General features: G+C 61.5%; 24 protein-coding genes, 1 tRNA gene and 1 pseudogene. 22 read left to right on the forward strand and 4 right to left on the reverse strand.

What is annotated here, in order from left to right; all coding sequences use genetic code 11:
• The 11 genes and pseudogenes from tolA (at position 1) to FOC67_RS05410 (ending at position 9,642) form a co-directional block, all read left to right on the forward strand.
• Complete coding sequence (gene tolA / locus FOC67_RS05360; protein WP_003134218.1) at positions 1–1,044, forward strand: cell envelope integrity protein TolA; 1,044 nt, start codon at positions 1–3, stop codon at positions 1,042–1,044.
• Positions 1,041–2,339, forward strand: coding sequence for a Tol-Pal system beta propeller repeat protein TolB (tolB, locus tag FOC67_RS05365; RefSeq protein ID WP_003086128.1), 1,299 nt, complete (start codon positions 1,041–1,043; stop codon positions 2,337–2,339). Before tolA ends, tolB begins: the two co-directional genes overlap by 4 nt.
• A 52-nt stretch (positions 2,340–2,391) precedes the next feature.
• On the forward strand, positions 2,392–2,898 hold the full coding sequence (gene pal, locus FOC67_RS05370; RefSeq protein WP_003111417.1) for a peptidoglycan-associated lipoprotein Pal: 507 nt from the start codon (positions 2,392–2,394) through the stop codon (positions 2,896–2,898).
• Between the two features lie 9 nt (positions 2,899–2,907).
• Positions 2,908–3,732, forward strand: a complete 825-nt coding sequence (gene ybgF / locus FOC67_RS05375; RefSeq protein WP_003140772.1) for a tol-pal system protein YbgF — start codon at positions 2,908–2,910, stop codon at positions 3,730–3,732.
• A 219-nt stretch (positions 3,733–3,951) separates the two neighbouring features.
• Positions 3,952–4,599 carry a 7-carboxy-7-deazaguanine synthase QueE gene (queE, locus tag FOC67_RS05380; RefSeq protein ID WP_003111416.1) on the forward strand — a complete coding sequence of 216 codons (648 nt, stop codon included), beginning with the start codon at positions 3,952–3,954 and terminating at the stop codon, positions 4,597–4,599.
• 15 nt (positions 4,600–4,614) lie between these two features.
• Positions 4,615–5,289: a 7-cyano-7-deazaguanine synthase QueC gene (gene queC / locus FOC67_RS05385; RefSeq protein WP_003111415.1), complete on the forward strand. Its 675-nt coding sequence runs from the start codon at positions 4,615–4,617 to the stop codon at positions 5,287–5,289.
• Positions 5,290–5,348: 59 nt separating this feature from the next.
• Positions 5,349–5,424: transfer RNA gene (locus tag FOC67_RS05390), tRNA-Lys, on the forward strand.
• A 234-nt stretch (positions 5,425–5,658) separates the two neighbouring features.
• Positions 5,659–6,235 (forward strand): annotated as a pseudogene (locus tag FOC67_RS05395) (integrase core domain-containing protein); the annotation flags it as partial.
• A gap of 136 nt (positions 6,236–6,371) precedes the next feature.
• Complete coding sequence (gene exoU / locus FOC67_RS05400) at positions 6,372–8,435, forward strand: type III secretion system effector cytotoxin ExoU (RefSeq protein ID WP_003134060.1); 2,064 nt, start codon at positions 6,372–6,374, stop codon at positions 8,433–8,435.
• Complete coding sequence (gene spcU / locus FOC67_RS05405; RefSeq protein WP_003134054.1) at positions 8,432–8,845, forward strand: CesT family type III secretion system chaperone SpcU; 414 nt, start codon at positions 8,432–8,434, stop codon at positions 8,843–8,845. The genes exoU and spcU overlap by 4 nt, the downstream gene beginning before the upstream one ends.
• Before the next feature lie 392 nt (positions 8,846–9,237).
• Entirely contained in the window at positions 9,238–9,642 is a 405-nt protein-coding gene (locus FOC67_RS05410) for a thioesterase family protein (RefSeq protein WP_003108604.1), read from the forward strand.
• Between the two features lie 120 nt (positions 9,643–9,762).
• Here the strand turns inward: FOC67_RS05410 and FOC67_RS05415 are convergent, their stop codons facing one another.
• Complete coding sequence (locus FOC67_RS05415) at positions 9,763–10,323, reverse strand: hypothetical protein (protein WP_003108605.1); 561 nt, start codon at positions 10,321–10,323, stop codon at positions 9,763–9,765.
• A 377-nt stretch (positions 10,324–10,700) separates the two neighbouring features.
• Positions 10,701–11,339: an NUDIX hydrolase gene (locus FOC67_RS05420; RefSeq protein ID WP_031627694.1), complete on the reverse strand. Its 639-nt coding sequence runs from the start codon at positions 11,337–11,339 to the stop codon at positions 10,701–10,703.
• 598 nt (positions 11,340–11,937) lie between these two features.
• Here FOC67_RS05420 and FOC67_RS05425 point away from each other — a divergent pair.
• The 4 genes from FOC67_RS05425 (at position 11,938) to FOC67_RS05440 (ending at position 16,763) form a co-directional block, all read left to right on the forward strand.
• Entirely contained in the window at positions 11,938–12,315 is a 378-nt protein-coding gene (locus tag FOC67_RS05425) for an Hpt domain-containing protein (RefSeq protein WP_003134050.1), read from the forward strand.
• A 444-nt stretch (positions 12,316–12,759) separates the two neighbouring features.
• Entirely contained in the window at positions 12,760–13,377 is a 618-nt protein-coding gene (locus FOC67_RS05430) for a fimbrial protein (protein WP_003086231.1), read from the forward strand.
• A gap of 57 nt (positions 13,378–13,434) precedes the next feature.
• Positions 13,435–14,148, forward strand: a complete 714-nt coding sequence (locus FOC67_RS05435) for a molecular chaperone (RefSeq protein WP_009315348.1) — start codon at positions 13,435–13,437, stop codon at positions 14,146–14,148.
• A 95-nt stretch (positions 14,149–14,243) separates the two neighbouring features.
• Positions 14,244–16,763 carry a fimbria/pilus outer membrane usher protein gene (locus tag FOC67_RS05440; RefSeq protein WP_009315351.1) on the forward strand — a complete coding sequence of 840 codons (2,520 nt, stop codon included), beginning with the start codon at positions 14,244–14,246 and terminating at the stop codon, positions 16,761–16,763.
• 79 nt (positions 16,764–16,842) lie between these two features.
• Here FOC67_RS05440 and FOC67_RS05445 read toward each other — a convergent pair whose 3' ends face one another.
• Entirely contained in the window at positions 16,843–17,364 is a 522-nt protein-coding gene (locus FOC67_RS05445; RefSeq protein ID WP_003086236.1) for a methylated-DNA--[protein]-cysteine S-methyltransferase, read from the reverse strand.
• Between the two features lie 558 nt (positions 17,365–17,922).
• Here FOC67_RS05445 and pqsA point away from each other — a divergent pair.
• The 7 genes from pqsA (at position 17,923) to phnB (ending at position 25,604) form a co-directional block, all read left to right on the forward strand.
• Complete coding sequence (gene pqsA, locus FOC67_RS05450; protein ID WP_003086238.1) at positions 17,923–19,476, forward strand: anthranilate--CoA ligase; 1,554 nt, start codon at positions 17,923–17,925, stop codon at positions 19,474–19,476.
• Positions 19,470–20,321 (forward strand): 2-heptyl-4(1H)-quinolone synthase subunit PqsB, encoded by an 852-nt coding sequence (gene pqsB / locus FOC67_RS05455; protein ID WP_003140753.1) that lies wholly within the window; start codon positions 19,470–19,472, stop codon positions 20,319–20,321. Before pqsA ends, pqsB begins: the two co-directional genes overlap by 7 nt.
• Positions 20,314–21,360, forward strand: a complete 1,047-nt coding sequence (gene pqsC / locus FOC67_RS05460) for a 2-heptyl-4(1H)-quinolone synthase subunit PqsC (protein ID WP_009315353.1) — start codon at positions 20,314–20,316, stop codon at positions 21,358–21,360. The genes pqsB and pqsC overlap by 8 nt, the downstream gene beginning before the upstream one ends.
• 42 nt (positions 21,361–21,402) lie before the next feature.
• Positions 21,403–22,416 carry an anthraniloyl-CoA anthraniloyltransferase gene (gene pqsD, locus FOC67_RS05465; RefSeq protein WP_009315354.1) on the forward strand — a complete coding sequence of 338 codons (1,014 nt, stop codon included), beginning with the start codon at positions 21,403–21,405 and terminating at the stop codon, positions 22,414–22,416.
• Positions 22,410–23,315, forward strand: a complete 906-nt coding sequence (gene pqsE, locus FOC67_RS05470) for a 2-aminobenzoylacetyl-CoA thioesterase PqsE (RefSeq protein WP_003086247.1) — start codon at positions 22,410–22,412, stop codon at positions 23,313–23,315. The genes pqsD and pqsE overlap by 7 nt, the downstream gene beginning before the upstream one ends.
• A 116-nt stretch (positions 23,316–23,431) precedes the next feature.
• Entirely contained in the window at positions 23,432–25,024 is a 1,593-nt protein-coding gene (locus FOC67_RS05475) for an anthranilate synthase component 1 (protein WP_003140752.1), read from the forward strand.
• Positions 25,002–25,604: an anthranilate synthase component II gene (gene phnB / locus FOC67_RS05480; RefSeq protein ID WP_003086250.1), complete on the forward strand. Its 603-nt coding sequence runs from the start codon at positions 25,002–25,004 to the stop codon at positions 25,602–25,604. Before FOC67_RS05475 ends, phnB begins: the two co-directional genes overlap by 23 nt.
• Here phnB and mvfR read toward each other — a convergent pair.
• Positions 25,557–26,555, reverse strand: coding sequence for a multiple virulence factor transcriptional regulator MvfR (mvfR, locus tag FOC67_RS05485; RefSeq protein ID WP_003086252.1), 999 nt, complete (start codon positions 26,553–26,555; stop codon positions 25,557–25,559). The genes phnB and mvfR overlap by 48 nt on opposite strands.
• Between the last annotated feature and the right edge of the window lie 395 nt (positions 26,556–26,950).

Genomic DNA, 26,950 nt, shown 5'->3' on the forward strand with positions numbered 1-26,950 from the left:
TTGAAGCAACAGTTCGAGCGCTCGCCTTCCGAGAGTTATTTCTGGCCCGTCGTCCTGGCGGTGGTCCTGCACGTTCTGATCTTCGCCATGCTGTTCGTCAGCTGGGCGTTTGCTCCGGAGCTTCCTCCCTCCAAGCCGATCGTGCAGGCCACGCTCTACCAGCTCAAGTCGAAGAGCCAGGCGACGACCCAGACCAACCAGAAGATCGCTGGTGAGGCGAAGAAGACCGCCTCCAAGCAATACGAAGTCGAGCAGCTCGAACAGAAGAAGCTCGAGCAGCAGAAACTCGAGCAACAAAAGCTGGAACAGCAGCAGGTCGCTGCTGCGAAAGCGGCGGAACAAAAGAAGGCTGACGAGGCTCGAAAGGCCGAGGCCCAGAAAGCCGCCGAGGCGAAGAAGGCCGATGAAGCCAAGAAAGCTGCCGAGGCCAAGGCCGCCGAACAGAAGAGGCAGGCTGACATAGCCAAGAAGCGCGCCGAGGACGAGGCCAAGAAAAAGGCCGCTGACGACGCGAAGAAGAAGGCTGCCGAGGACGCGAAGAAGAAAGCGGCCGAGGAGGCCAAGAAGAAGGCTGCTGCGGAAGCGGCGAAGAAGAAAGCCGCCGTCGAGGCCGCCAAGAAAAAGGCCGCCGCCGCTGCCGCGGCAGCCCGCAAGGCTGCCGAGGACAAGAAGGCGCAGGCGTTGGCCGAGTTGCTTTCGGATACGACCGAGCGCCAGCAGGCCTTGGCCGACGAGGTGGGCAGCGAGGTCACCGGCAGTCTCGACGACCTGATCGTCAACCTGGTGAGCCAGCAGTGGCGGCGTCCTCCATCGGCGCGTAATGGAATGAGCGTAGAAGTACTGATCGAAATGCTGCCGGACGGTACCATCACCAATGCCAGCGTCAGCCGTTCGAGTGGCGACAAGCCTTTCGACAGTTCGGCGGTGGCGGCGGTGCGCAACGTCGGCCGTATTCCCGAGATGCAGCAATTGCCGCGGGCTACCTTCGACAGCCTGTATCGTCAGCGCCGCATCATCTTTAAACCGGAGGATTTGAGTCTGTGAGTACCCTGATTCGCATTGCGCTGTTCGCCCTGGCCCTGGTGGCAGGTGCTGCGCAGGCTGCCGACCCGCTGGTGATCTCCAGCGGTAACGACCGTGCCATTCCCATCGCCGTGGTGCCGTTCGGCTTCCAGGGGGGCAACGTGTTGCCGGAAGACATGTCCAATATCATCGGCAACGACCTGCGCAACTCCGGCTACTTCGAGCCGCTGCCCCGGCAGAACATGATCAGCCAGCCGGCGCAGGCCAGCGAAGTGATCTTCCGTGACTGGAAGGCAGTTGGCGTCAACTACGTGATGGTCGGCAACATCGTGCCTGCCGGCGGGCGCCTGCAGGTGCAGTACGCATTGTTCGATGTCGGCACCGAGCAGCAGGTCCTGACCGGCAGCGTGACCGGCAGCACCGATCAGCTCCGCGACATGTCGCACTACATCGCCGACCAGTCGTTCGAGAAGCTCACCGGTATCAAGGGCGCGTTCTCCACCAAGATGCTCTATGTCACCGCCGAGCGTTTCTCGGTCGACAACACCCGCTACACCTTGCAGCGCTCCGACTACGACGGCGCCCGCCCGGTGACCCTGCTGCAGTCGCGCGAGCCCATCGTGTCGCCGCGCTTCTCGCCCGATGGCCGCCGTATCGCCTATGTCTCCTTCGAACAGAAGCGCCCGCGTATCTTCATCCAGTACGTCGATACTGGCCGTCGTGAGCAGATCACCAATTTCGAGGGCCTGAATGGCGCTCCGGCATTCTCCCCTGACGGCAACCGCCTGGCCTTCGTCCTGTCGCGCGACGGCAACCCGGAAATCTACGTCATGGACCTTGGCAGCCGCGCCCTGCGCCGCCTGACCAACAACCTGGCGATCGATACCGAACCCTTCTGGGGCAAGGACGGCTCTACCCTGTACTTCACCTCGGACCGTGGCGGCAAGCCGCAGATCTACAAGATGAACGTGAACAGCGGTGCAGTGGACCGGGTAACCTTCATCGGCAACTACAACGCCAACCCGAAACTCTCGGCCGACGAGAAGACCCTGGTAATGGTTCACCGCCAGCAGGGCTACACCAACTTCCAGATCGCCGCCCAGGACCTCCAGCGCGGCAATCTGCGGGTGCTGTCGAACACCACTCTGGACGATTCGCCCACTGTTGCGCCCAATGGCACCATGCTAATCTACGCCACCCGCCAGCAGGACCGGGGCGTGCTGATGCTCGTATCCATCAACGGACGCGTACGGATACCTCTCCCTACCGCTCAGGGCGATGTGCGCGAGCCTTCCTGGTCCCCTTACCTGAACTGACGGTCGCCAACGGTTACAAACTTATACACTGGGGTTCATTAGGAGTTACATGATGGAAATGCTGAAATTCGGCAAATTTGCTGCGCTGGCTCTGGCCATGGCTGTGGCTGTGGGTTGCTCCTCCAAGGGCGGCGATGCTTCCGGTGAAGGTGCCAATGGCGGCGTCGACCCGAACGCAGGCTATGGCGCCAACAGCGGTGCCGTTGACGGCAGCCTGAGCGACGAAGCCGCTCTGCGTGCGATCACCACCTTCTACTTCGAGTACGACAGCTCCGACCTGAAGCCGGAAGCCATGCGCGCTCTGGACGTACACGCGAAAGACCTGAAAGGCAGCGGTCAGCGCGTAGTGCTGGAAGGCCACACCGACGAACGCGGCACCCGCGAGTACAACATGGCTCTGGGCGAGCGTCGTGCCAAGGCCGTTCAGCGCTACCTGGTGCTGCAGGGCGTTTCGCCGGCCCAGCTGGAACTGGTTTCCTACGGTAAAGAGCGTCCGGTCGCCACCGGCCACGACGAGCAGTCCTGGGCTCAGAACCGTCGCGTCGAGCTGAAGAAGTAAGAAGTCGTTATGCCCAAGCACCTGCGTGTCCTGACGTTCCTCGCGCTCAGCCTGCCATTCGCGGCCTGGGCGGAAGTTCCTGTGTATGACGGCGTTGCCGCCAACAATGGCGGCAACGTTCCTCCTTCCGGGTATGGCACGGCAGGTGCCGGCGGCGCCTTTGCCGGAGGTGGGGTGACAACCCCCACCTCCGTGCAGGGCGAGCTGTTCATGCAGCTCCAGCAGATGCAGGACGAGTTGGCTCGCCTGCGTGGCACGCTCGAGGAACAGCAGAACCAGATCCAGCAGCTCAAGCAGGAAAGCCTGGAACGCTACCAGGACCTCGACCGTCGAATTTCCGGTGGTGGCGCTCCCGCTGCACAGAATTCCGCACCTGCTGGCGCCATCAACGCCAATGGGGCGCCTGCGGCTCCCGCAGGCAACAACGCACCGGCGCCGAGTAGCGAGCCGGGCGACCCGGCGAAGGAGAAGCTCTACTACGACGCGGCCTTCGACCTGATAAAGAGCAAGGATTTCGACAAGGCGAGCCAGGCGTTCAATGCCTTCTTGCGCAAGTACCCGAACAGCCAGTACTCCGGCAACGCCCAGTACTGGCTCGGCGAGGTGAACCTGGCCAAGGGCGACCTGCAAGGTGCCGGCCAGGCTTTCGCGCGGGTCAGCCAGAGCTACCCCAGCAGCCAGAAGGTGCCCGACTCGCTGTACAAGCTGGCGGACGTCGAGCGTCGCCTGGGTAACAACGACAAGGCCAAGGGCATCCTCCAGCAGGTCATTTCCCAGTACCCGGGCACTTCGGCCGCCCAACTGGCGCAGCGCGACCTGAAGAACCTTCGCTGACCCCGTTCCCGATGAACAAACCCGCGCCTGTCGCGGGTTTTTTCGTTAGAATCTGCGCCCCCGTGAAGCTGCATGGTTTCAGCTCGGCTGATCTTCGTGCCTCTCCTCGCGAGACCTTCCGGGATTTCGAGTGCCACGACAGGATACGTTCCGTGGCGCCCCTTCATTTACCGCAACGGAGGCGGACGACCTGTTCAGTCGTCACGCCCGTGGCTGAATATGCAACAGACCCTGCGCATCACCGAGATTTTCTACTCGTTGCAGGGGGAAACACGTACCGCCGGCTTGCCGACGGTCTTCGTGCGCCTGACCGGCTGCCCCCTGCGCTGTCACTATTGCGATACCGCCTATGCCTTCAGCGGCGGCGACGTCGTTAGCCTGGACGCTATTCTCGAGCGGGTTGCCACCTACAAGCCTCGCTACATCTGCGTGACCGGCGGGGAGCCGCTGGCCCAGCCGAATTGCATTTCTCTGCTGGAGCGGCTTTGCGACGCCGGCTACGAGGTTTCCCTGGAAACCAGCGGGGCCCTCGATGTGTCACGGGTCGACCCGCGCGTAAGCAAGGTTCTCGACCTCAAGACGCCGGGATCTGGCGAGGTCGGACGCAACCGATACGAAAATATCCCGTTGCTGACCGACAACGATCAGGTGAAGTTCGTCGTCTGTTCGCGAGAGGACTACGACTGGGCGGTATCCAAGCTGATCGAGTACCGCCTCGACCAGCGTGCCGGTGAAGTCCTGTTCTCGCCGAGCCACCATCAGGTCAGCGCGCGAGAACTGGCCGATTGGATCGTGGCCGACAACCTGCCGGTCCGCCTGCAATTGCAACTGCACAAGATTCTCTGGAACGACGAACCGGGCCATTGAGACGAGGAATCCATCATGAACCAGAAGAAAGCGGTCATCCTGCTCTCCGGCGGCCTCGACTCCGCCACCGTTGTCGCCATGGCCAAGGCCGACGGCTACGCCTGCTACACCATGAGTTTCGACTACGGCCAGCGCCATCGCGCCGAGCTGCAGGCCGCCGAGCGCGTGGCCCGGCAATTGGGCGTGATCGAGCACAAGGTGATAGGGCTCGACCTCAATGGCATGGGCGGCTCGGCATTGACCGACGAGAGCATCGCGGTGCCCGAGTCGCCTAGCGAAGGTATACCGGTGACTTACGTGCCGGCGCGCAATACGGTGTTCCTCTCGCTCGCCCTGGGCTGGGCCGAGGTCCTGGATGCCCGTGACATCTTCATCGGTGTGAATGCGGTGGATTACTCTGGTTATCCGGATTGTCGCCCTGAGTTCGTCGAGGCTTTCGAGCGCATGGCGAACCTGGCAACCAAGGCGGGCGTGGAAGGCAATGGCTTCCGCATCCAGGCGCCGCTGCAGTATCTGTCCAAGGCGCAGATCATCCAGGCGGGCGTGGCGCGTGGGGTGGATTACGGCCTGACGGTGTCCTGTTATCAAGCCGACGAGCAGGGACGTGCGTGCGGCAAATGCGATAGCTGCCGGCTGCGTGCGGATGGCTTCGCGGCGGCTGGTATTTCCGACCCGACGCCATATTTCTGAAAAAAATTCGCGAGGGGTGTTGTTTTTACGTTAGAAATCAGTATTATACGCCTCGCGTTGGGTCGTTAGCTCAGTCGGTAGAGCAGTTGGCTTTTAACCAATTGGTCGTAGGTTCGAATCCTACACGACCCACCATTTCTCTACGGCGTGTTGCATAGATATAGAAAGGGGTGTTACGCCTTTTACTTGTCCAACAGCCGTATGGGCCAAATATGAAGCCCGTATCGATGTGATATCAATATGGAAAAGCCCACCTATCTAGGTGGGCTTTTCTGTTTCTAAGGACCTGAAACCATTCTGCAGGCGTAGCAAACGTGACCTGCTCCCCAACTTCAGTACCACGCTGAACTTAGTAGAGTCCGTTTTCCAAGCAGGAGACGGCAGTGCAGAAGCGTTCTTCTCGACTTCCTCAAGCGGGTCGAGGCCAGTGTACCGACCGAGCTGCACGCCCAACTGGTGGAACTGGCCCAGGAGCATCGACGCTGTGGCTAACGCCGCCTGCACATCCTGCTGTGGCGTGCAGGTCAACCACAAGCGGATTTACCGGCTGTACCGAGCCGCCGGCTTGATGGTGAGGCGGCGGAGGATCGTGGTGGCGCGGTTTCGCGGCTACCCGCAGGCGATCCGCACCGACCAGGGCCCCGAGTTCACCGGCAAGGCGCTTGATCAGTGGGCCTGTCAGCGTGACATCAAGTTGAAGCTGATTCAGCCTGGCCAGCCCACGCAGAGCGCCTTCATCGAGTCATTCAACGGCAAGTTCCGGGGCGAATGCCTCAATGAGCACTGCTCGCTGGTCGAAGCCAGAATCCGTATCGCGGCTTGGCGGGATTACAACGAGCACCGACCACACAGCGCCATTGGCAATCTCTCCCCGGCAGAGCTTGCTGCGAAGTGGCGAACCAACCAGCAGCAGCTGAAGCGGGAAAAGTTGATATCAACCCCATAGCCTACTAACTAGGCAGCGGTACTAAAACTGGGGGCAGGCCAGTCCGAACTGATAAAAAAACGTCCGAAACTGGCAAAACCTTATGGCCGGTTTTCCTAATATTTGCTCCGAACCCTCGGTATTTCAAGGAGCGAACATGCATATCCAATCGTTGGGGGCTACTGCCTCCTCGCTGAATCAGGAGCCTGTCGAAACCCCGTCGCAGGCAGCGCATAAGTCCGCCAGCTTGCGTCAGGAACCTTCAGGGCAAGGTCTCGGGGTTGCCCTAAAGAGCACGCCGGGAATACTTTCCGGGAAGTTGCCGGAAAGCGTTAGCGACGTGCGTTTCAGCAGTCCCCAAGGGCAAGGGGAGTCCCGTACTCTGACTGACTCGGCAGGGCCGCGGCAGATCACTCTGCGCCAGTTTGAGAACGGAGTCACCGAGCTACAGCTCAGTCGGCCACCATTGACCAGTCTGGTCCTAAGCGGCGGTGGTGCCAAAGGTGCGGCATACCCGGGAGCAATGCTGGCGCTAGAAGAGAAAGGCATGCTCGATGGCATCCGCAGCATGTCCGGTTCGTCCGCTGGCGGCATCACCGCCGCCCTTTTGGCCTCAGGTATGAGCCCGGCGGCGTTCAAGACCCTTTCCGACAAGATGGATCTTATTTCGCTGCTCGACAGCTCGAACAAGAAGCTGAAGCTGTTCCAACACATTAGCAGCGAGATCGGCGCATCGCTGAAAAAGGGCTTGGGCAACAAGATCGGCGGCTTCTCTGAGTTGCTGCTCAATGTACTCCCACGCATAGATTCGCGGGCTGAGCCCCTAGAACGCCTATTGCGCGACGAGACACGCAAGGCCGTGCTCGGACAGATCGCTACGCATCCAGAGGTTGCACGCCAGCCGACCGTTGCCGCCATCGCCAGCAGATTGCAGTCCGGCTCCGGAGTCACCTTTGGCGATCTAGATCGGTTGAGTGCTTACATTCCCCAGATTAAGACGCTGAACATCACAGGTACGGCCATGTTCGAGGGGCGTCCGCAATTAGTGGTGTTCAATGCCAGCCACACACCGGATCTGGAGGTCGCCCAGGCGGCACATATCTCCGGTTCCTTCCCAGGAGTGTTCCAGAAGGTCAGCTTGAGTGATCAGCCGTACCAGGCCGGCGTAGAGTGGACAGAATTCCAGGATGGCGGGGTGATGATTAACGTGCCGGTCCCTGAGATGATCGACAAGAATTTTGACAGCGGGCCACTGCGGCGCAACGACAACCTGATCCTTGAGTTCGAGGGCGAAGCTGGGGAGGTAGCGCCCGACCGAGGTACTAGGGGCGGCGCGCTCAAGGGCTGGGTCGTCGGGGTGCCTGCCCTGCAGGCGCGCGAAATGCTGCAGCTCGAGGGCCTGGAGGAATTGCGCGAGCAAACCGTTGTGGTGCCGTTGAAGAGCGAGCGCGGTGATTTCAGTGGCATGCTCGGTGGCACCTTGAACTTCACCATGCCGGACGAGATCAAGGCGCATCTTCAGGAGCGCCTCCAGGAGCGAGTCGGTGAACATCTGGAGAAACGTCTTCAGGCTTCAGAGCGTCATACCTTCGCTTCTCTCGACGAGGCGCTGCTGGCACTTGATGACAGTATGCTCACCAGTGTTGCTCAACAGAACCCGGAGATCACAGACGGGGCGGTGGCTTTTCGCCAGAAGGCGCGGGATGCGTTCACCGAGCTGACTGTCGCTATCGTTAGCGCCAATGGCTTGGCGGGTAGGCTCAAGTTGGACGAGGCTATGCGCTCCGCTCTTCAGCGACTCGATGCGCTGGCAGATACTCCGGAACGCCTAGCATGGTTGGCAGCTGAGTTGAACCATGCTGATAACGTTGATCATCAGCAGTTACTCGATGCCATGCGCGGGCAGACGGTGCAGTCGCCGGTGCTCGCCGCTGCGTTAGCAGAGGCGCAGCGCCGCAAAGTGGCGGTTATTGCCGAGAACATTCGTAAGGAAGTTATCTTCCCCTCTCTGTATCGCCCTGGCCAGCCGGATTCCAACGTAGCTCTGTTACGTCGGGCGGAGGAGCAGCTACGGCATGCCACCAGTCCGGCGGAAATCAATCAAGCGCTGAACGATATCGTCGACAACTACTCGGCACGAGGCTTCCTGCGTTTCGGCAAACCCTTGAGTTCGACTACCGTTGAGATGGCTAAGGCTTGGCGGAATAAGGAGTTCACATGATTGATACATGGCTGGCACAGTGGGGCTTGAGACTTCCCTCGAGCAACGATGCCACGTTGCGGCTGCAACCGGCAGAGGGACCGGAACTGGTTATGGAGCGCCTCGAGGGCGGTTGGCTTTTCGTCGTCGAGTTGGGACTTGTGCCTTCAGGGTTACCGCTGGGTGTGATCTTGCAATTGTTACAAGTGAACTCTCCATTCTCATCCTTGGCACCGGTGAAACTTGCGGCGGACGATGCCGGTAGACTTGTGCTCTGGGCTGAGGCACGTGATGGCGTTGACGATGTGGATGCACTGAACCGCTTGCACGATAGGCTGCGGGAAGGACATTCACGATTAGTGCCATTGCTAGAGCCCACGGGTGAGTTGGTTCCAGCTCAGATACAAACCAGCGCGTTAGTGTTCGTTTGAACGCAAGGGGAAGGAGCGATACTGCCAATAAAATCCGCAGTTGGTAATTTCTCTAATAGATGGGCCACCCGAAGGTGGCCTATCTGTTCATGCTGCAATGAGTTGTCGTGCCAACACCATTTCTACCGAGCCCCATCCTGGTTCAACGAGCCGAGGCCCTCGAGGTGGGCTTTTCTGTTTCTGGAGTCCGGATATCTGATCCACAGCGCGCCAGAACGAGCGGCTGGTTTCGTGCTTTCGCCAGTTATATCGGCACTGGCCCACATTCGTGTGCCTGCCAGTCTGTTTCCATGCAGCCTGGTGAACAGGTGCATGGCTATCCGAGGATTTGTCAGTGGGCCTGGACTTTCATAGAGTGAAGCTCCTTTCCTCGCGACTGGATTAGTGACGCGATGCCGACCCCGGTTTTCATAAAAAGAACGGTACTGTTTGGCGACTGTGATCCCGAAGGGATCGTCTATACGCCACGTTTTTCATACTTCGTGCTGGAAGCGGTGCAGGAGGCGCTCGGGGTCTGGCTGGGAGGCCCGGGGCTCAGAACCCTCCTGGGTTTCAGGATTCTTCCCCCGGCGAGAGCGTTCTCCCTGGAATTCCTGCATCCGGTCACCTGGGACGACGAACTCACGCTGCGAGTGGGTGTGTCGAACGTGGGGACGCATTCTTTCTCGTTTTCAGTCGAAGGACGTCTTTCGCCGGACGTGGTGGCGTTCACTGCGAGTCTGACGCAGGTCTGTGTCTCCCCGGATACCCGCGAAGTCATGGAAGTCCCCGCGCAGCTCCGCGCGCTCCTCGCATAGAGACACATTCTGGCTATTCGTCGCGGCGCTGGCTACGGCCGGCAGGACGCTGCGAGCGGCATGCCGCTGACCTGCTCCGTGGCGCTCCGGAGGAGGGCGGCAAGCCGCCTTCCTTCATTTCTACTCGTTGCCGAGCATCGCATCCAGATCGCGCATGGTCTGTTTCTTGGCCTGGACGCCCTGCAGTTCGACGAACATTGCCTGGACGGTCTGCACCATGCGCGCAATGGGCATCTTGCCCAGCGGCAACATCTGGTTGTTGTCGCGGATGGCCGGGGCGCAGACGAAGGCGAACGAGCGTTGCAGCCAATAATCGTATTTCTCCGGGTCGATCCAGCCGTCGACGGTTTTCACGTTGGTGATGACGTTGTCGATGCGGCGCATGGCGCGCGCGTTGTCGAAGCGAACCCTGCGCTCCTTGCACTTGAACTGGACCTCGTAGGCCGTCAGCGTCGGCATCGACCGGTCTTCGAATAGCTGGATGATCTGCGCCGACTGGATACCTTTGGGTTGCTGCAAGATGCCGGTGGCGTTGGCGACGAATACCTCGTTGTTGTAGCGTTCGCCCTTGCCGTAGACGATCCAGTAGTCGCCAGTGCTTTCGGCGACCGCAGTCGTTGCCGTGCAGATGAAGGCGAGCGGCAGCAGCCAGCGCCGAGCGTGAAGGAATGGTTTGCCCATGAGTTCGTCCTTGAATGTCTTGTTCCCGACCGCGGAGGGTCATCCAAGGGACGAATCATAGGTGCATCCCAAGGTGAGGGTCGACTAGCACGGATGAGCTATGGACGAAGCGGGGGGAGCTCGCTCGGAGCTTGCACGTTCGGGATGGTCGGGCGGCTGGCGCTTCGGGTGCGCTCCGGCAAGCATTCGAACGAGAACGACGGGCTGGCTTTACTGGTCGGAAGGCACGCTGCGCCGCTGTTGGCGGCGTCAAGCTGCCGGCGATGGTGGAGGGCGGCAGGCGCTCATCGACTGGTCGGTCGATCTGCCGGGTGCGCCTGCTGGACGCCGTTGGGGTCAGGCCGTCTGCCGCGCGATGACTCCATGAGGTCTGCAGCCTAGTCGAAAAGCGCCTCTGGCGTTCCTGCGCGGATTCGCTGCCATAACGTCTGGATCTGCGAGGCCAGTACCCGGTGCTCGGAAAGCGGCGGCAAGGCGTCCACCGGGAAGTACTCGGCCGCCGACGTTTCGTCCGTTTGTTGCTGAAGCCTGCCACCGGTGACGTGGCAGAAGAAGAAGGCTTTCAACGCATGCGGCAGTTGGGGAGGGTGGGGATGCTTGTGCTTGTCCAGCAATGCCAACAGGCGTATCGCTCGAACTTCCAGTCCGCTTTCTTCCTGGGTTTCGCGAACTACCGCATCTGCCGGCGACTCGTTTACGTCGCACCAGCCGCCTGGTAGGGTCCAGCAACCATCCGAGGCCTCGCGGACCAGCAGGACCCGCTGTTGCGAGTCGAGGATCAACGCACGGACGTCCAGTTTCGGGGTCGGGTAGTGGCTGTCCAGGGCGATCCAGTTCTCGACCCGTTCGTACGCTACCCCCTGGTCGCTGGCGATGAATTCGGCGACGGCATGCTGGAGCGCGCGAAAGCGTCCGATGTCGAAGCGGTCCTTGGAAAAGGCGAGACCGGCCTGGGCGGTGGACAGTATCAATTCCAGAAGATGGGCAAGCGCCCTGGGATCGCTGACCGATGGCACCTTTCCTTCCGTTCTTTCGGCCTTCGGGTGGTCCGCGTCGTGCGAGCCGTCCAATGGTTGTGCCATAGATAGACCCCTCGCTGCTCGATGATCTGTAGAACTGGTTTTCAACCAGGTGTTCCCTGCGTCTTCCTCGTATGCCTGTGCACGCCAATAGTGGTTCATCAAACCCTGGTTGCGACCGTCGCTTTCCAACACATGCGCGTAACCCAGGTTCGCGTGTCGCAGCGATGGCTCCACTGCCAGGTTCGCTTCGAACCGTCAGGCGGTCGCAACTGATGACGCCTCTTCGCACAGACTTACCGTAGGAGTTTCCCTCCCCGAAACGAGCGGTCGGGCCGGCTGCGGTCGGCTGGCAAAGGTAGACTCCGTGCCGGCCATGAGCGTTTCCAGGGCCGTTTGGGGCCGTTCGATGAGGCGCAACAAGCGATGCTCCCCTGTTTGGACGGCAGAGGCGGAGGCAATTCCCTTATGCTGCTTGCGGATAACTGGCCCGGACGGCATGTACGGCCTTGTCGTTCTACGGATGCCTGGAGTCCCGCAGGCGGGACAGCGCAATGCGCAGTGACCTTCCTTTAAGCATATCGATGGAGTCTGTATGAAAGCGCTTGGTTCGGAATCGCCGATGGAAAGTCTTTTCGACATTCGTTCGCTGGAGGCCATTACCGGCGGCGAGCCGGCTGCATTGCGGCGGTTGCTGGAAACTTTATTGGCCAGCAGTCGGGATGATCGTACTCGGTTGGCGGAATTGCTTGAACTCGCAGACCTGCAAGGAGTGGCCGAACTTGCGCACAGGATAAAAGGGGCTGCGAGGGTGGTGGGCAGCAGCCTATTGGTCGAGTCTTGTTCCTGCCTTGAAAAGGCTTGCCAGAACCCATCGGAGTCTTCCGAGCGGATAGCCAATCTGGCCTCTTCATTGGAAGGCAAACTAAGTGCGTTCGAAATCAGTATCTCAACCGAATTGGCAAGGCTCTAGAGATCGGGCCGGATAGAACTTTCAGAAGCTGTTCAGGTTTCTCCATAACCTGAATCGCCTCTATTCTCCAGCATGGATTTCTCGAACCCATAAGCTCCGCGTTTGCTGCTGGGGCAATGTGGTAATTGGGTACTTGCTGGGTTTGCTTTGATTTGTCTTGGTTTTTCATTCTTCCATATAAGAGGCGCTATCGAAGCTGATGGCGCTTCTTTCGGATCGTTCATTGTCTTTGGCTGTTGGTGGCAGCGAGCTTGTGGTGTCGGAGGGTTTTTAACTACGAGGTTTTTGGCGCTTGTAGGAAACTTCATACAAGCACTGGGGAAGTTTCACACGATTGCCTGGGAAGTGCTTCGTTGTCGTTCTATTCGGCTTTTCGGAGAATGTTGCTGGCTCTTATAGAGTTCAAAAATCGCAACACTTTCACTGTCAAAAGGAAGCTCAATCGTGTCCATTTCCATGAAAAGCATTCTGGCTGCCGCAGTAGCCAGCCTGGTCGTCGGCAATGCCATGGCGGCAGACGGCACCATCAATTTCAAAGGTGAAATCACCGCGGCCGCTTGCAGCATCACTGGAGGTGCTGGCACCACCGTTGGCGGTGCAGCGGGCAACCAGACCATCGACGTAAACCTCGGCAAGATCAGCATCGACTCGCTGAGCGGCACCGCGGGCGGCAGCATCGCTGGTGGTACCAGCCTGAATCTGAACCTGGACTGTGGCAAGACCGGTACCGGTCTGACCACCGTGAAGCTGAAGTTCGACCCGATGTCCGGTACCGGCATCGATTCGCACAACGAAAGCCTGCTGAAGCTTGGTAAAGACTCCACTGCCACTGGCGTCGGTATTGGCATCTATGGTTCCGATGGCAAGCTGCTGAACCTGTCGGCGAACGAGACCATTGATGCACCCTTGAATTCCAGGGTTGAAAAAGATGGCGAAGGCCAAGACATCACCCTTTACAGCGCCAATCTGAATCTGCGGGCTGCTTACGTAAAGTCTGGCGCTGCGGCCGCTACGGCAGGTGTTGCCAACGGCTCCCTGCCCTTCACCCTGGAATACAACTAAGTTCTGCTACATGGGCGGGGTATGTATATACCCCGCTCCATGAGGTGTGAGTTCGTCATGAAATATCCATTTTCTTCCAGAGTTATCTGGGGTGGCATCCTTTTGCTTTTTTCCACCCTTGCCAATGCGGGAATCACACTGGGAGGAACCCGGGTCGTTCTGCAGGCGCCTGCCAAGGAGGCTGCAATCCTGGTCAGGAACCAGGCTTCCAAGGACGTGATGATTCAATCCTGGGTAGAGGCTGATAATGGGGCAGATAATCGCGAGGTCCCGTTTGCCATCACGCCTGCCCTAAGTCGTTTGGGAGGCAACAAGCAGCAAACCCTGCGTATCCTGTTTCAAGGGGAAGGCTTGCCGAGCGACAGGGAATCCGTATTCCGCCTGAACGTCCAGGAAATTCCGCAAAAATCTGCGTCGGCTAATACGTTGCAGATAGCTTTGCGCCAGCGTATCAAGGTCTTCTACCGCCCCGATAACTTGTCGGGAACTTCCGCCGAAGCGCCTGGAAAGTTGATCTGGCGTCTTGTTCGGCAGGGTGGCAAGTCGGTTGTCGAAGTTTCCAACGATACTGCATTTCATGTCTCTTTCGCCAACGTGAAATTAAAAGCTGGCAATGCCTCCTATGTCGTTGATGCCGACATGGTCGCGCCGAAGTCGAGTCGCCGATTCGAAATCAAGGGAACTCCCCCCGGCGTTTCTGGAAAGATCGAGTTCCAGAGCGTAAATGACTATGGCGGCCTCGATAAACATTCCAGCTCCTTATCCGACTGAAGCTCAGAAGAGCAGAAGGGCAGAAGAGCTGCTCTTAACTTCCCCTATGGATGGGTTTTTCCGGTTTGTCGGAAATTAGTCCAAGGAATATTCGCGTGGCCATATTTAGGAAAAGGTTCGACCTCAAGGTGTCCGTCTATTCCAGGTCTTCCTGTCTCGTGGCCTTGGGATTGGCTTTGCCTGCCGTAACTTTCGCGGTGGAATTCAACGCCGAGTTCCTGAACAACGAGGGCGGGGCGCCCGTTGAACTGAAGTATTTCGAGAACGGCAACTCGGTGTCGCCCGGCACTTACAGCGTCGACATTCATTTGAACCAGATCATGATCCGGCGCGAAGATGTCGTGTTCAGTGCCGATCCCGACACCGGAAGCGTTCGCCCGATCATTCGGATGGGCCTGCTCAAGGAGATTGGGGTCGATATCGCCCGGCTGACTCGGGACAAGCTCATTCCGGCCAACCTGGAAAACAATACGCCCCTGAATGTCGCCGAACTCATCCCCGGTGCATCCGTAGAGTTCGACGTCAACAGCCTTTCCCTGCTGGTCAGCATTCCACAGCTGTATGTACAGCGGCACTCGCGTGGCTATGTGGATCCCTCTCTTTGGGATGACGGCGTCACCGCGTTGTTTTCCAACTACCAGGCCAACTTCACGCGCAACACCAATTTTGGCCAGAACAGCGATTACCGCTACCTGGGTCTGCGCAACGGCTTCAACCTGTTTGGCTGGCGCCTGCGCAACGACTCTTCCCTGAGCGGAGGTACCGGCATGCGCAACAAGTTCAGTAGCAACCGTACCTATGTGGAACGTGACATTCGTGCCCTGAAGGGGACCTTGTCCCTCGGTGAGTTGTATACCTCCGCTCAGGGGGATGCTTTCGAGAGCGTGCGTATGCGCGGCGTGCAACTGCAATCCGATATCGGCATGCTGCCCGACAACGAGATCAGCTATACCCCGGTGGTGCGCGGTATCGCTGAAACCAATGCGACGGTCGAGGTGAGCCAGAATGGCTTCGTGATCTATTCCACCAACGTACCGCCCGGTGCGTTCGAGATCACCGACATCTATCCCAGCGGCTCCAATGGCGACCTGGAGATCAAGATCATCGAGGCGGACGGACGCCAGCGGTCCTTCAAGCAGTCCTATTCCTACCTGCCGGTCATGACCCGCAAGGGGAACCTGCGCTATGGCCTGGCCGCCGGTGAATACCATAATGACGGCCAGCCGTCGGTCAACCTGCTCCAGGGATCGGCTGTGTATGGCTTGTCCGACAGGGTTACCGGCTTTGGCGGCCTGCTGGCTGCGGAGAAGTACAATGCCACCAACCTGGGTCTCGGCTTCAACACGCCCCTGGGCGGTCTTTCTGCGGACGTGACCCATAGCCAGTCCCGCACGCGACGGGGTGGGCGCAACCAGGGGCAGAGTCTGCGGCTTCTCTATTCCAAGACCATCAACGCCACCGAAACCAGCTTTACCGTGGTGGGCTATCGCTATTCCACGGAAGGCTACCGTACTCTCAGCCAGCATATCGACGACATGTCCGACGAGAGCTACCTCTATGGCTCAAGTTCCAGTCGGCAGAAGAGCCGCATAGACCTGACGGTGAACCAGACGCTGTTCCGACGCAGTTCGCTCTATCTCACGGCGGGCGAAACCACATATTGGAATCGCCCCGGCAGCAGCCGTCGCGTGCAGTTCGGCTTCAGCAGCGGCATCAAGCGCGCGAGCTACAGCCTGGCGGTTTCCCGTACCCAGGAGACGGGGTCGTTCGGGCGCTCCGATACCCAGTTCACGGCCTCCGTCAGCATCCCCTTGGGCGGTAGCGCACGCTCCAGTCAGGTATATGCCAATGCCGTGAGTTCACAGCATGGTGATTCGAGTCTGAACACCGGTATCTCCGGATACCTGGATGAAGCCAATGCGTTCAACTACAGCGCACAGGCCAACTACAGCAAGGACGGCGGCAACTCCGGCAGCGTCGGCCTGGGTTGGGACACGTCCAAGGCCAAGTTGTCCGCCAATTACAGCCAGGGGCGTGACAACAAGCAGATCAACCTGGGAGCAAGCGGTTCGGTAGTGGTGCATCCGGGGGGAGTGACCTTCGGCCAGCCGGTGGGGGAAACGTTCGGCCTGGTGGAGGTTCCGGAGGTCGGCGGCGTCGGCCTCGACGGCTACTCTTCGGTTCGCACCGACGGCCGTGGCTATGCCGTGCTCCCCTACATGCAACCCTATCGTTACAACTGGGTGAACCTGGATACCAATACCCTTGGAAGCGATACCGAGATCAGCGACAGCACGCAAATGGCCGTGCCGACCCGGGGCGCCGTGGTTGCCAAGCGTTTCTCCGCGGAGTCCGGTCGGCGGGTGCAGTTCGACCTGAGCATGGAGTCTGAAGGAAAGATTCCCTTCGGTGCACAGGCATACGACAAGGAAGAGCGGGTCGTGGGAATGGTCGACAACCTGTCCCGTTTGCTGGTGTTCGGTATCGAGGACCAGGGGCGCCTGTCCATTCGCTGGAGCGATGGCTCCTGTTCCGTCGACTATCAGTTGCCGCCCAGGAACAAGGATCTGACTTACGAACGAGTTGCGCTCAGTTGCCGTCGGTCCTCGATCTGAAATGCCCCCGCTGCAGTCGGGTCAAGGCAAAAGGCGAGGACTTTCCCGCTGAACACCGGGCGCGAGGGCAAGCGGCAGCTCACTCGTCCTCGATCATGCTCAACAGATCCGGTGTCCTGCCTCGGGTTTCCAAGCGCAGCAACCACTGCTTGGCGGCCAACCCACCGGCGAAACCGGTGAGGCCGCCAGAGGCTCCGATCACCCTATGGCAAGGTGCAACAATGGACAGTGGGTTCCGTCCGTTGGCGGCTCCAACCGCCCGTACTGCGTTGGGGCTGCCGATCTGCACGGCTATTTCCGTATAGCTGCGGGTCTCGCCGAATGGAATGGTGAGCAGGGCAGACCAGACCTTTTTCTGAAATTCGGTACCTTGGAAGTCGAGCGGGAGTTCGAACCGGGAACGTTTGCCGGAAAAATATTCCCGCAACTGGCGTTCGGTTTCCGCCAGGAGGGAGCTGTCCTCGGAGAGGCGCATCTCGTCCAGCGGTACTCGGTTGGGACGCTCATGCTGCCAAAGAATCGCGACCAGAAAGGCATCGTCCCTGGCTACCAGGGTCAGTGTCCCGACCGGCGATTCCATTTTCCTGTAGCTATGGGGCATGTAGGTGTCCTCTTCGGCAGGATCGCCCAGTGTACTACGCAATGGGATTTCAACAGGGAGGCCTGCAAATGGCAGGCGAGACGGGGTGGAGCGCTATCGGCCCGATGGATGGCCGCTCGCTTCCAGGCATGCCGTCGCCCCCGTGGAGCCCAGGCCGAGCGCCTCGAACTGTGAGATCTGGGAGGCGATTTGCCGAGCAAAGTGGGTTGTCATTGGTTTGCCATCTCATGGGTTCGGACGAGGCCTCGAGCAAGGGTTGTAACGGTTTTTGTCTGGCCGATGGGGCTCTTGCGTAAAAAGGCTGCCGCCCTTCTTGCTTGGTTGCCGTTCTCGGATCCCGCGCAGCCCGGTGGGTGTGCCAAATTTCTCGCGGTTTGGATCGCGCCGATTGCCGCGGCCTACGAAGCCCGTGGTTCTTCTCCCCGAAACTTTTTCGTTCGGACTCCGAATATCGCGCTTCGCCCAGCGCCGCTAGTTTCCCGTTCCTGACAAAGCAAGCGCTCTGGCTCAGGTATCTCCTGATCCGGATGCATATCGCTGAAGAGGGAACGTTCTGTCATGTCCACATTGGCCAACCTGACCGAGGTTCTGTTCCGCCTCGATTTCGATCCCGATACCGCCGTTTATCACTATCGGGGCCAGACTCTCAGCCGGCTGCAATGCCGGACCTACATTCTCTCCCAGGCCAGCCAACTGGCCCGCCTGCTCAAGCCCGGCGATCGCGTGGTGCTGGCGTTGAACGACTCGCCTTCGCTGGCCTGCCTGTTCCTGGCCTGCATCGCGGTCGGCGCCATTCCCGCCGTGATCAACCCCAAGTCCCGCGAGCAGGCCCTGGCCGATATCGCTGCCGACTGCCAGGCCAGCCTGGTGGTGCGTGAAGCCGATGCACCGTCGCTGAGCGGTCCTTTGGCGCCGTTGACCCTGCGTGCGGCCGCCGGTCGCCCTTTGCTCGACGATTTCTCGCTGGACGCGCTGGTCGGTCCTGCGGACCTCGATTGGAGTGCCTTCCATCGCCAGGACCCGGCGGCAGCCTGTTTCCTGCAATACACCTCGGGTTCCACCGGGGCGCCCAAGGGGGTGATGCACAGCCTGCGCAACACGCTCGGATTCTGTCGGGCGTTCGCTACGGAGCTGCTGGCATTGCAGGCGGGGGACCGGCTGTATTCGATTCCCAAGATGTTCTTCGGCTATGGCATGGGCAACAGCCTGTTCTTTCCCTGGTTCAGCGGAGCCTCGGCGCTGCTCGACGATACCTGGCCGAGCCCGGAGCGGGTCCTGGAGAACCTGGTCGCCTTCCGCCCCCGGGTCCTGTTTGGGGTGCCAGCCATCTATGCCTCGCTGCGTGCGCAGGCCAGGGAGCTGTTGAGCAGCGTGCGCCTGGCGTTTTCCGCCGGCTCGCCGCTGCCGCGCGGCGAGTTCGAATTCTGGGCCGCGCACGGGCTGGAGATCTGCGACGGCATCGGGGCTACCGAGGTCGGCCATGTGTTCCTCGCCAACCGCCCGGGGCAGGCGCGTGCCGACAGCACCGGGCTGCCGTTGCCTGGCTATGAGTGCCGGCTGGTGGACCGCGAAGGACACACTATCGAGGAAGCGGGCCAGCAAGGCGTGCTGTTGGTGCGTGGCCCTGGGCTGAGTCCGGGTTACTGGCGGGCCAGCGAAGAGCAGCAGGCGCGCTTCGCAGGTGGCTGGTATCGCACCGGCGACCTGTTCGAGCGCGACGAGTCGGGTGCCTACCGCCACTGTGGGCGGGAAGACGATCTGTTCAAGGTGAATGGCCGCTGGGTGGTGCCGACCCAGGTCGAGCAGGCGATCTGCCGTCATCTGCCGGAAGTGAGCGAGGCGGTTCTGGTTCCTACCTGCCGGCTGCACGACGGCTTGCGTCCGACCCTGTTCGTCACCCTGGCCACTCCGCTGGACGACAACCAGATCCTGCTGGCGCAGCGTATCGACCAGCATCTCGCCGAACAGATTCCCTCGCACATGCTGCCTAGCCAATTGCATGTGCTGCCGGCCTTGCCGCGCAACGACAACGGCAAGTTGGCGCGCGCCGAGCTGCGCCACCTGGCCGACACCCTTTATCACGACAACCTTCCGGAGGAACGGGCATGTTGATTCAGGCTGTGGGGGTGAACCTGCCCCCATCCTATGTGTGTCTGGAGGGGCCGCTGGGAGGCGAACGCCCTCGCGCCCAGGGCGACGAGATGCTGATGCAGCGCTTGCTGCCGGCGGTTCGCGAAGCCCTGGACGAGGCGGCGGTCAAGCCCGAGGAGATCGACCTGATCGTCGGCCTCGCCCTGTCTCCCGACCATCTGATCGAGAACCGCGACATCATGGCGCCGAAGATCGGCCATCCGTTGCAGAAGATCCTCGGCGCGAATCGCGCGCATGTCTTCGACCTCACCGACTCGAGCCTGGCTCGCGCCCTCTACGTGGTCGATACCCTCGCCAGCGACCAGGGCTATCGCAACGTCCTGGTCGTGCGCGGCGAATCCAGCCAGGGATTGGAAGTGGACAGCGAGTCTGGCTTCGCCCTTGCCGACGGCGCCCTGGCGCTGCTCTGCCGGCCGACCGGCAAGGCCGCGTTCCGTCGCGGTGCGCTGGGCGGTGATCCGGCGCAGGAATGGCTGCCGCTGAGCATTCCGCTGAATACCGATATTCGCCAGGTAGGCGACGTCAAGGGACACCTCAACCTGCCGGCCCAACCTGGATTGCCCGAAGCGGTACGTGCCGGATTCACCCGTCTGGCCGGGGACTTCCCGCAACTGAACTGGGTGCGCGAGGAATGGTTCGGCCAGGGACGGCCCGATGGTCGTTGCCTGGGGCCGTTCGAACTGGCGTCGCAACTGCGCGCGGCACAGCGCGACCGTCTGGATGAACTGCTGCTGATCAGCTTCGATCCGTTCGGCATGGTGGTGGAGGGCGTGACCCTGGAACTGGCGGGAGAAGCTCATGCATAAGGTCAAACTGGCAGCGATCACCTGTGAACTTCCGGCTCGCAGCTACGAAAACGACGATCCGGTGTTCGCTGCGGTACCGGACCTCAGCGAGTCCTGGTGGCAATTCTGGGGCGTCAATCGGCGGGGCTATTTCGACCCGCGGAACGGTGAGAACGAGTTCAGCCTGGTGGTCCGGGCCGCCGAGCGCCTGCTGCGCAGCAGCGATACCGCGCCGGATAGCGTGGACATGCTGATCTGTTCGGCTTCCTCGCCGATCATGACCGACGCCGGCGATGTCCTGCCGGACCTGCGCGGGCGTCTCTATCCGCGCATGGCCAACGTGCTGTCCAAGCAGCTCGGCCTGAGCCGGGCGCTGCCATTGGATTCGCAGATGGAGTGCGCCAGCTTCCTGCTCAACCTGCGCCTGGCAGCGAGCATGATCCGCCAGGGCAAGGCCGAGAAAGTGCTGGTGGTGTGCAGCGAGTACATCTCCAACCTGCTCGACTTCACCTCGCGTACCTCGACCCTGTTCGCCGATGGCTGCGCGGTGGCCCTGCTGACCCGCGGCGACGACGACAACTGCGATCTGCTGGCTTCGGCCGAACACAGCGACGCCACGTTCTATGAAGTGGCCACCGGTCGCTGGCGCCTGCCGGAAAACCCGACCGGCGAGGCCAAGCCGCGGCTGTATTTCTCGTTGTTCAGCGACGGCCAGAACAAGATGGCCAGCTTCGTCCCGACCAACGTGCCGATCGCGATGCGCCGGGCGTTGGAAAAGGCCGGCCTGGGCAGCGATGACATCGATTATTTCGTCTTCCACCAGCCAGCGCCGTTCCTGGTCAAAGCCTGGGCCGAGGGCATCGGTGCCCGTCCGGAGCAGTACCAGCTGACGATGGGCGATACCGGCGTGATGATCTCCGTTTCCATCCCGTACACCCTGATGACCGGCCTGCGCGAGGGCAAGATCCGCCCCGGCGATCGTATCGTCATGGCCGGCGCAGCCACCGGCTGGGGTTTCGCCGCCCAGGTCTGGCAATTGGGCGAGGTGCTGGTGTGCTGAGGCATCGCCATGTTGAACCACGGTGTCCGAGGAGGGCTGTACATGGGTAATCCGATCCTGGCCGGGCTGGGTTTCAGCCTGCCGAAACGCCAGGTCAGCAATCATGACCTGGTAGGGCGCATCAACACGTCGGATGAGTTCATCGTTGAACGCACCGGCGTACGCACCCGCTATCACGTCGAGCCGGAACAGGCGGTCAGCGCGCTGATGGTACCGGCGGCGCGCCAGGCCATCGAGGCTGCCGGGCTGCTGCCGGAGGACATCGACCTGTTGCTGGTGAACACCCTGTCGCCGGACCACCACGACCCGTCCCAGGCCTGCCTGATCCAGCCGCTGCTGGGCCTGCGGCACATCCCGGTGCTGGATATCCGGGCACAGTGCAGCGGGTTGCTGTACGGCTTGCAGATGGCTCGCGGGCAGATCCTCGCCGGGCTGGCACGGCATGTCCTGGTGGTCTGCGGCGAGGTGCTGTCCAAGCGCATGGACTGTTCGGACCGCGGCCGCAACCTGTCGATCCTGCTCGGCGACGGTGCCGGCGCGGTAGTGGTCAGCGCCGGCGAGAGTCTCGAAGACGGACTGCTGGACCTGCGCCTGGGCGCCGACGGCAACTACTTCGACCTGCTGATGACCGCGGCGCCGGGTAGTGCCTCGCCGACCTTCCTCGACGAGAACGTCCTGCGCGAGGGCGGGGGCGAGTTCCTCATGCGCGGCCGGCCGATGTTCGAGCATGCCAGCCAGACCCTGGTACGGATCGCCGGCGAAATGCTCGTGGCCCATGAGCTGACCTTGGACGACATCGACCATGTGATCTGCCATCAACCGAACCTGCGCATCCTCGATGCGGTGCAGGAGCAACTGGGCATTCCCCAGCACAAGTTCGCGGTGACCGTGGATCGTCTGGGCAACATGGCTTCGGCCTCGACCCTGGTCACGCTGGCGATGTTCTGGCCGGACATCCAGCCCGGACAGCGGGTGCTGGTCCTGACCTACGGTTCCGGCGCGACCTGGGGCGCGGCGCTGTACCGTAAACCTGAGGAGGTGAACCGGCCATGTTGAGGCTTTCGGCTCCCGGTCAACTGGATGATGACCTGTGCCTGTTGGGGGACGTCCAGGTGCCGGTGTTTCTGCTGCGTCTCGGTGAGGCGAGCTGGGCGCTGGTTGAAGGAGGGATCAGCCGGGATGCCGAATTGGTTTGGGCGGACCTGTGCCGCTGGGTCGCCGACCCGTCCCAGGTGCACTACTGGCTGATCACCCACAAGCACTATGACCACTGCGGCCTGCTGCCCTACCTGTGTCCGCGGCTGCCGAACGTACAGGTCCTGGCGTCCGAGCGGACCTGCCAGGCCTGGAAGTCGGAAAGCGCGGTGCGGGTGGTCGAGCGCTTGAACCGGCAACTGTTGCGTGCGGAGCAGCGGTTGCCCGAGGCCTGTGCCTGGGACGCTCTGCCGGTTCGCGCGGTGGCCGACGGCGAGTGGCTGGAGCTGGGACCGCGGCATCGCCTGCAGGTCATAGAGGCCCACGGCCACAGCGACGATCACGTGGTTTTCTACGACGTGCGACGCCGACGCCTGTTCTGCGGCGATGCCCTGGGCGAGTTCGACGAGGCAGAGGGGGTGTGGCGGCCGCTGGTGTTCGACGACATGGAGGCTTACCTGGAGTCCCTGGAACGTCTGCAGCGTCTGCCGACCCTGCTGCAACTGATCCCGGGACACGGCGGCCTGCTGCGGGGGCGGCTGGCCGCGGATGGGGCCGAGTCGGCCTATACCGAGTGTCTGCGCCTGTGCCGGCGGTTGCTCTGGCGCCAGTCCATGGGCGAGTCCCTCGACGAACTGAGCGAGGAGCTGCACCGCGCCTGGGGTGGGCAGAGCGTCGACTTCCTGCCCGGCGAACTGCACCTGGGGAGCATGCGCCGGATGCTGGAGATTCTCTCCCGCCAGGCGCTGCCTCTGGACTGAGGCGGGACATCCATTGCGGCGATCGCCGCCGACGGCAGCGGTCGCAATTGGGGGAAAAGGGGGTTATCGATGATGAACATGCCGTTGCGCGCTAGCGTCGCGCAGGCCAGTCGTCCATGGGCGCGGGGAGATGGCTCGTGAGCGGGGTTGGCTATCGACTGGAAGAAAGTCTGGAGTACCGCACGCTGGTGCCGGAGGCGCTGTCGATCTGGCGCATGGCCGGCGCCAACCGGATGCTGTTCGACTGCTTCGACGTGGACAGCAAGGCTGCGCGGCGTAGCGTGGCGATCCTTTCCAGCTGCCTGCGCATCGAGTGCTGGGGGCGCGATGTAGTGCTGCGGGCGTTGAACGCCAACGGACGCGCCTTGCTGGCACCGTTGAGCGAGGCCTGTCCGGCCCAGGTCACCTGCTTGCGTGACGGCGACACCCTGCACTGGCGCTTCCCCCAGGAAGAGTCGCAGGCGGACGAGTGGCGACGCCTGCATGGCCTGTCCAGCCTGGAGGCGCTGCGCCGCGTGCTCGGAACGCTGGGCGACGCGGAGGAGCCTGCGCTGCTGGGCGGCCTGTTCAGTTTCGACCTGGCCGAGCAGTTCGAACCCTTGCCGGCGCCGGCCGAACCTGCGCGGCATTGCCCGGACTACCTGTTCCTGGTGCCGGAGTTGCTGCTGGATATCGATCACCTGGCGCGCCGGACTTCGCTGCAGGCGTTCGTCCACGATCCGGCCGGGCACGACCGGTTGGCCGCCAGCCTGCGCCAGTGTGCCGACGAATTCCATGGCGCCGTGGAGGAGGCTTCCGAGTCGCCGGTGGCAGGCGTACGGGCCGGCAACTACCAGGTCGACCTGGACGATGCGAGCTTTGCTCGCCAGGTGGAGCGCCTGCAGGCCCACGTGAGGGCCGGCGACGTGTTCCAGATCGTACCGTCGCGCAGCTTCAGCATGCCGTGCGCGGACCCCTGGCGGGCCTATCGCCAGTTGTGCCTGCGCAACCCCAGCCCGTACCGCTTCTTCCTCGATGCGGGGGACTTCTGCCTGTTCGGCGCTTCGCCGGAGTCGGCATTGAAGTACGACGCGGAGAGTCGCGAGGTGGAACTCTACCCCATCGCCGGCACTCGCCCGCGCGGACGCGATGCCCGGGGCGCCATCGATGCGGAACTGGACAATCGCCTGGAAGCGGAGTTGCGCCTGGACGCCAAGGAGATCGCCGAGCACATGATGCTGGTCGACCTGGCGCGCAACGATCTGGCGCGGGTCTGCCGCAGCGGTACGCGGCAGGTGCGCGACATGCTCAAGGTCGATCGCTACAGCCACGTGATGCACCTGGTCTCGCGCGTGGCTGGCGAACTGCATGGCGAACTGGATGCGCTGCATGCCTACCGTGCCTGCCTGAACATGGGCACCCTGGTCGGTGCGCCGAAGGTCCGTGCCATGCAGTTGCTGCGGCAGTACGAGGATGGCTATCGCGGCAGCTACGGTGGCGCGATCGGCATTCTCGACAGCGCCGGCAACCTCGATACCAGCATCGTCATCCGCTCCGCCGAGGTCCGCGAAGGTATCGCGCGGGTCCGGGCAGGCGCCGGCGTGGTGCTTGATTCGGATCCACGGCTGGAGGCCGAGGAAACCCGCAACAAGGCGCTGGCGGTGCTGACCGCCGTGGCCGCTGCCGAACGCGAAAGGGGAGAGCGCGATGCGCATCACGCTGTTGGATAACTTCGATTCCTTCACCTACAACCTGGTCGAGCAGTTCTGCCTGCTCGGCGCGGAGGTCCGGGTGATGCGCAACGATACGCCGTTGCCGACGATCCAGGCGGCATTGCTGGCCGACGGTTGCGAACTGCTGGTGCTGTCGCCGGGGCCCGGTCGGCCGGAAGACGCCGGCTGCATGCTGGAATTGCTCGCCTGGGCCCGCGGGCGCTTGCCGGTGCTCGGCGTCTGCCTCGGCCACCAGGCGCTGGCGCTGGCCGCCGGTGGCGCGGTGGGCGAGGCGAGGAAACCGCTGCATGGCAAGAGCACGTCCCTGCGTTTCGATCAGCATCACCCGCTGTTCGACGGCATCGCTGACCTGCGCGTCGCGCGCTACCACTCGCTGGTGGTCAGTCGCCTGCCGGAAGGTTTCGACTGCCTGGCCGATGCCGATGGTGAGATCATGGCGATGGCCGATCCGCGCAATCGACAGCTGGGCTTGCAGTTCCATCCCGAGTCGATTCTCACCACCCACGGCCAGCGTCTGCTGGAGAACGCTCTACTCTGGTGCGGCGCGCTGGCGGTACGCGAGCGCCTTCGGGCCTGAGCGGCGCTGCACCGTTTCGACGATGCTCGGTTGCCAGGCCGGCGCATCGTCGAAACGCTGGCGGCCGAGTTCGCGCAGGCGCTGGCGGGCGCTTTCGAGAAAGCGCAGGAAGCTGCGCTCGGATTCCAGCGCGGTGTTGTAGTAGCAATACACCTTGGTGTCGATGCCGCCCGGTTCGTAGAGTTCGCTGAGGACTGCCAGGGTACCGTTGCGCAGGCGTTCCTCGACGAAATAATGCGGCGCGATGCCCCATCCGACGCCGGCTTCCACCAGACGCAGCATGTCGTCGAAGTTTTCCACGAAGAGCACCTTGTCGCTGACCGGCCGCAGCAGGTTCGAATGCTGCCCGGAGCGGCTGCCGAGGCTGATCTGCCGGTAATTGGCCAGGCTCGCGATGCTGTGCAGGGAGGCATTGCACAACGGGTGCTGCGGATGGGCGACGACGAACGCCTTGGTGTAGCCGAGCACGCACTGGTTGAAGCGGGAGATCTTCAGTTCCTCGTCGATGGTGATGGCGATATCGATTTCCGCGTTATCCTGCTTGATCGTCGCCAGGCTGTCGGCGGGCGAGGTGCGTATCAGGCTGACCATGTTGAAATCGTCGAGCAGTACGCTGCTCACCGTATCGCAGAACGACGGCGGGATGGCGGTGTCCAGCAGCACCCGGAGATTGCGCGGACCCTTGTTGAGATTGAAGGCGATGTCGCCGATCAGCTGCTGGTAGTTCAGCAGGCTGCGCATGTAAGGGATCAGGCGAAGCGCCTGCTCGGTGGGTTCGACCTTGTAGCCGTCCCGACGGACCAGCTCCACGCACAGGTCGATTTCCAGGTTGCTGACCGCCGAGCTGACCGCGGTGTGCGACTTGCGCAGGATCCGCGCAGCGGAGGAAATCGAACCGGAGGCGATGACCTGGAGGAACATGTTCACGTGATTCAGGTTATGAATAGGCATCCCTTATTCCTTTTATTGGGTGGCGCGTGCCGCTTCCCTTGATCGGGTCAGGTTGCCGCTACTGTGGAAGAAGCGTCGAGGACTCGATAGATAGCGCCCGAGTGTTTCAACTTGTCTTCTGGATGACGTTTTCATCGGGGAAACCTCCCGTCGGTCAGTGAAGCGCAAGGGCTGGCGTGCGAGGGTGGAATCGGCCGCCGGCTCGCTTTCTGCGCGGCGGGCGCACGGCACGGGGAGTCGTCGTTTTGGAGGTGAGGGATGACGGCTCTGTTTCAGGATATTTTTATAATTATGTGAAAGAAGAGCTTATTTCAACGAAATATGTTTCATATTGCTCGTAAATTCGACGAAAAGAAAATCCGGATATTTACCGGTTATTTAACGCTAATACCAAG

The sequence above is a fragment of the Pseudomonas sp. FDAARGOS_761 genome, assembly GCF_013343155.1.
GTDB classification, from domain to species: Bacteria; Pseudomonadota; Gammaproteobacteria; order Pseudomonadales; family Pseudomonadaceae; genus Pseudomonas; species Pseudomonas aeruginosa.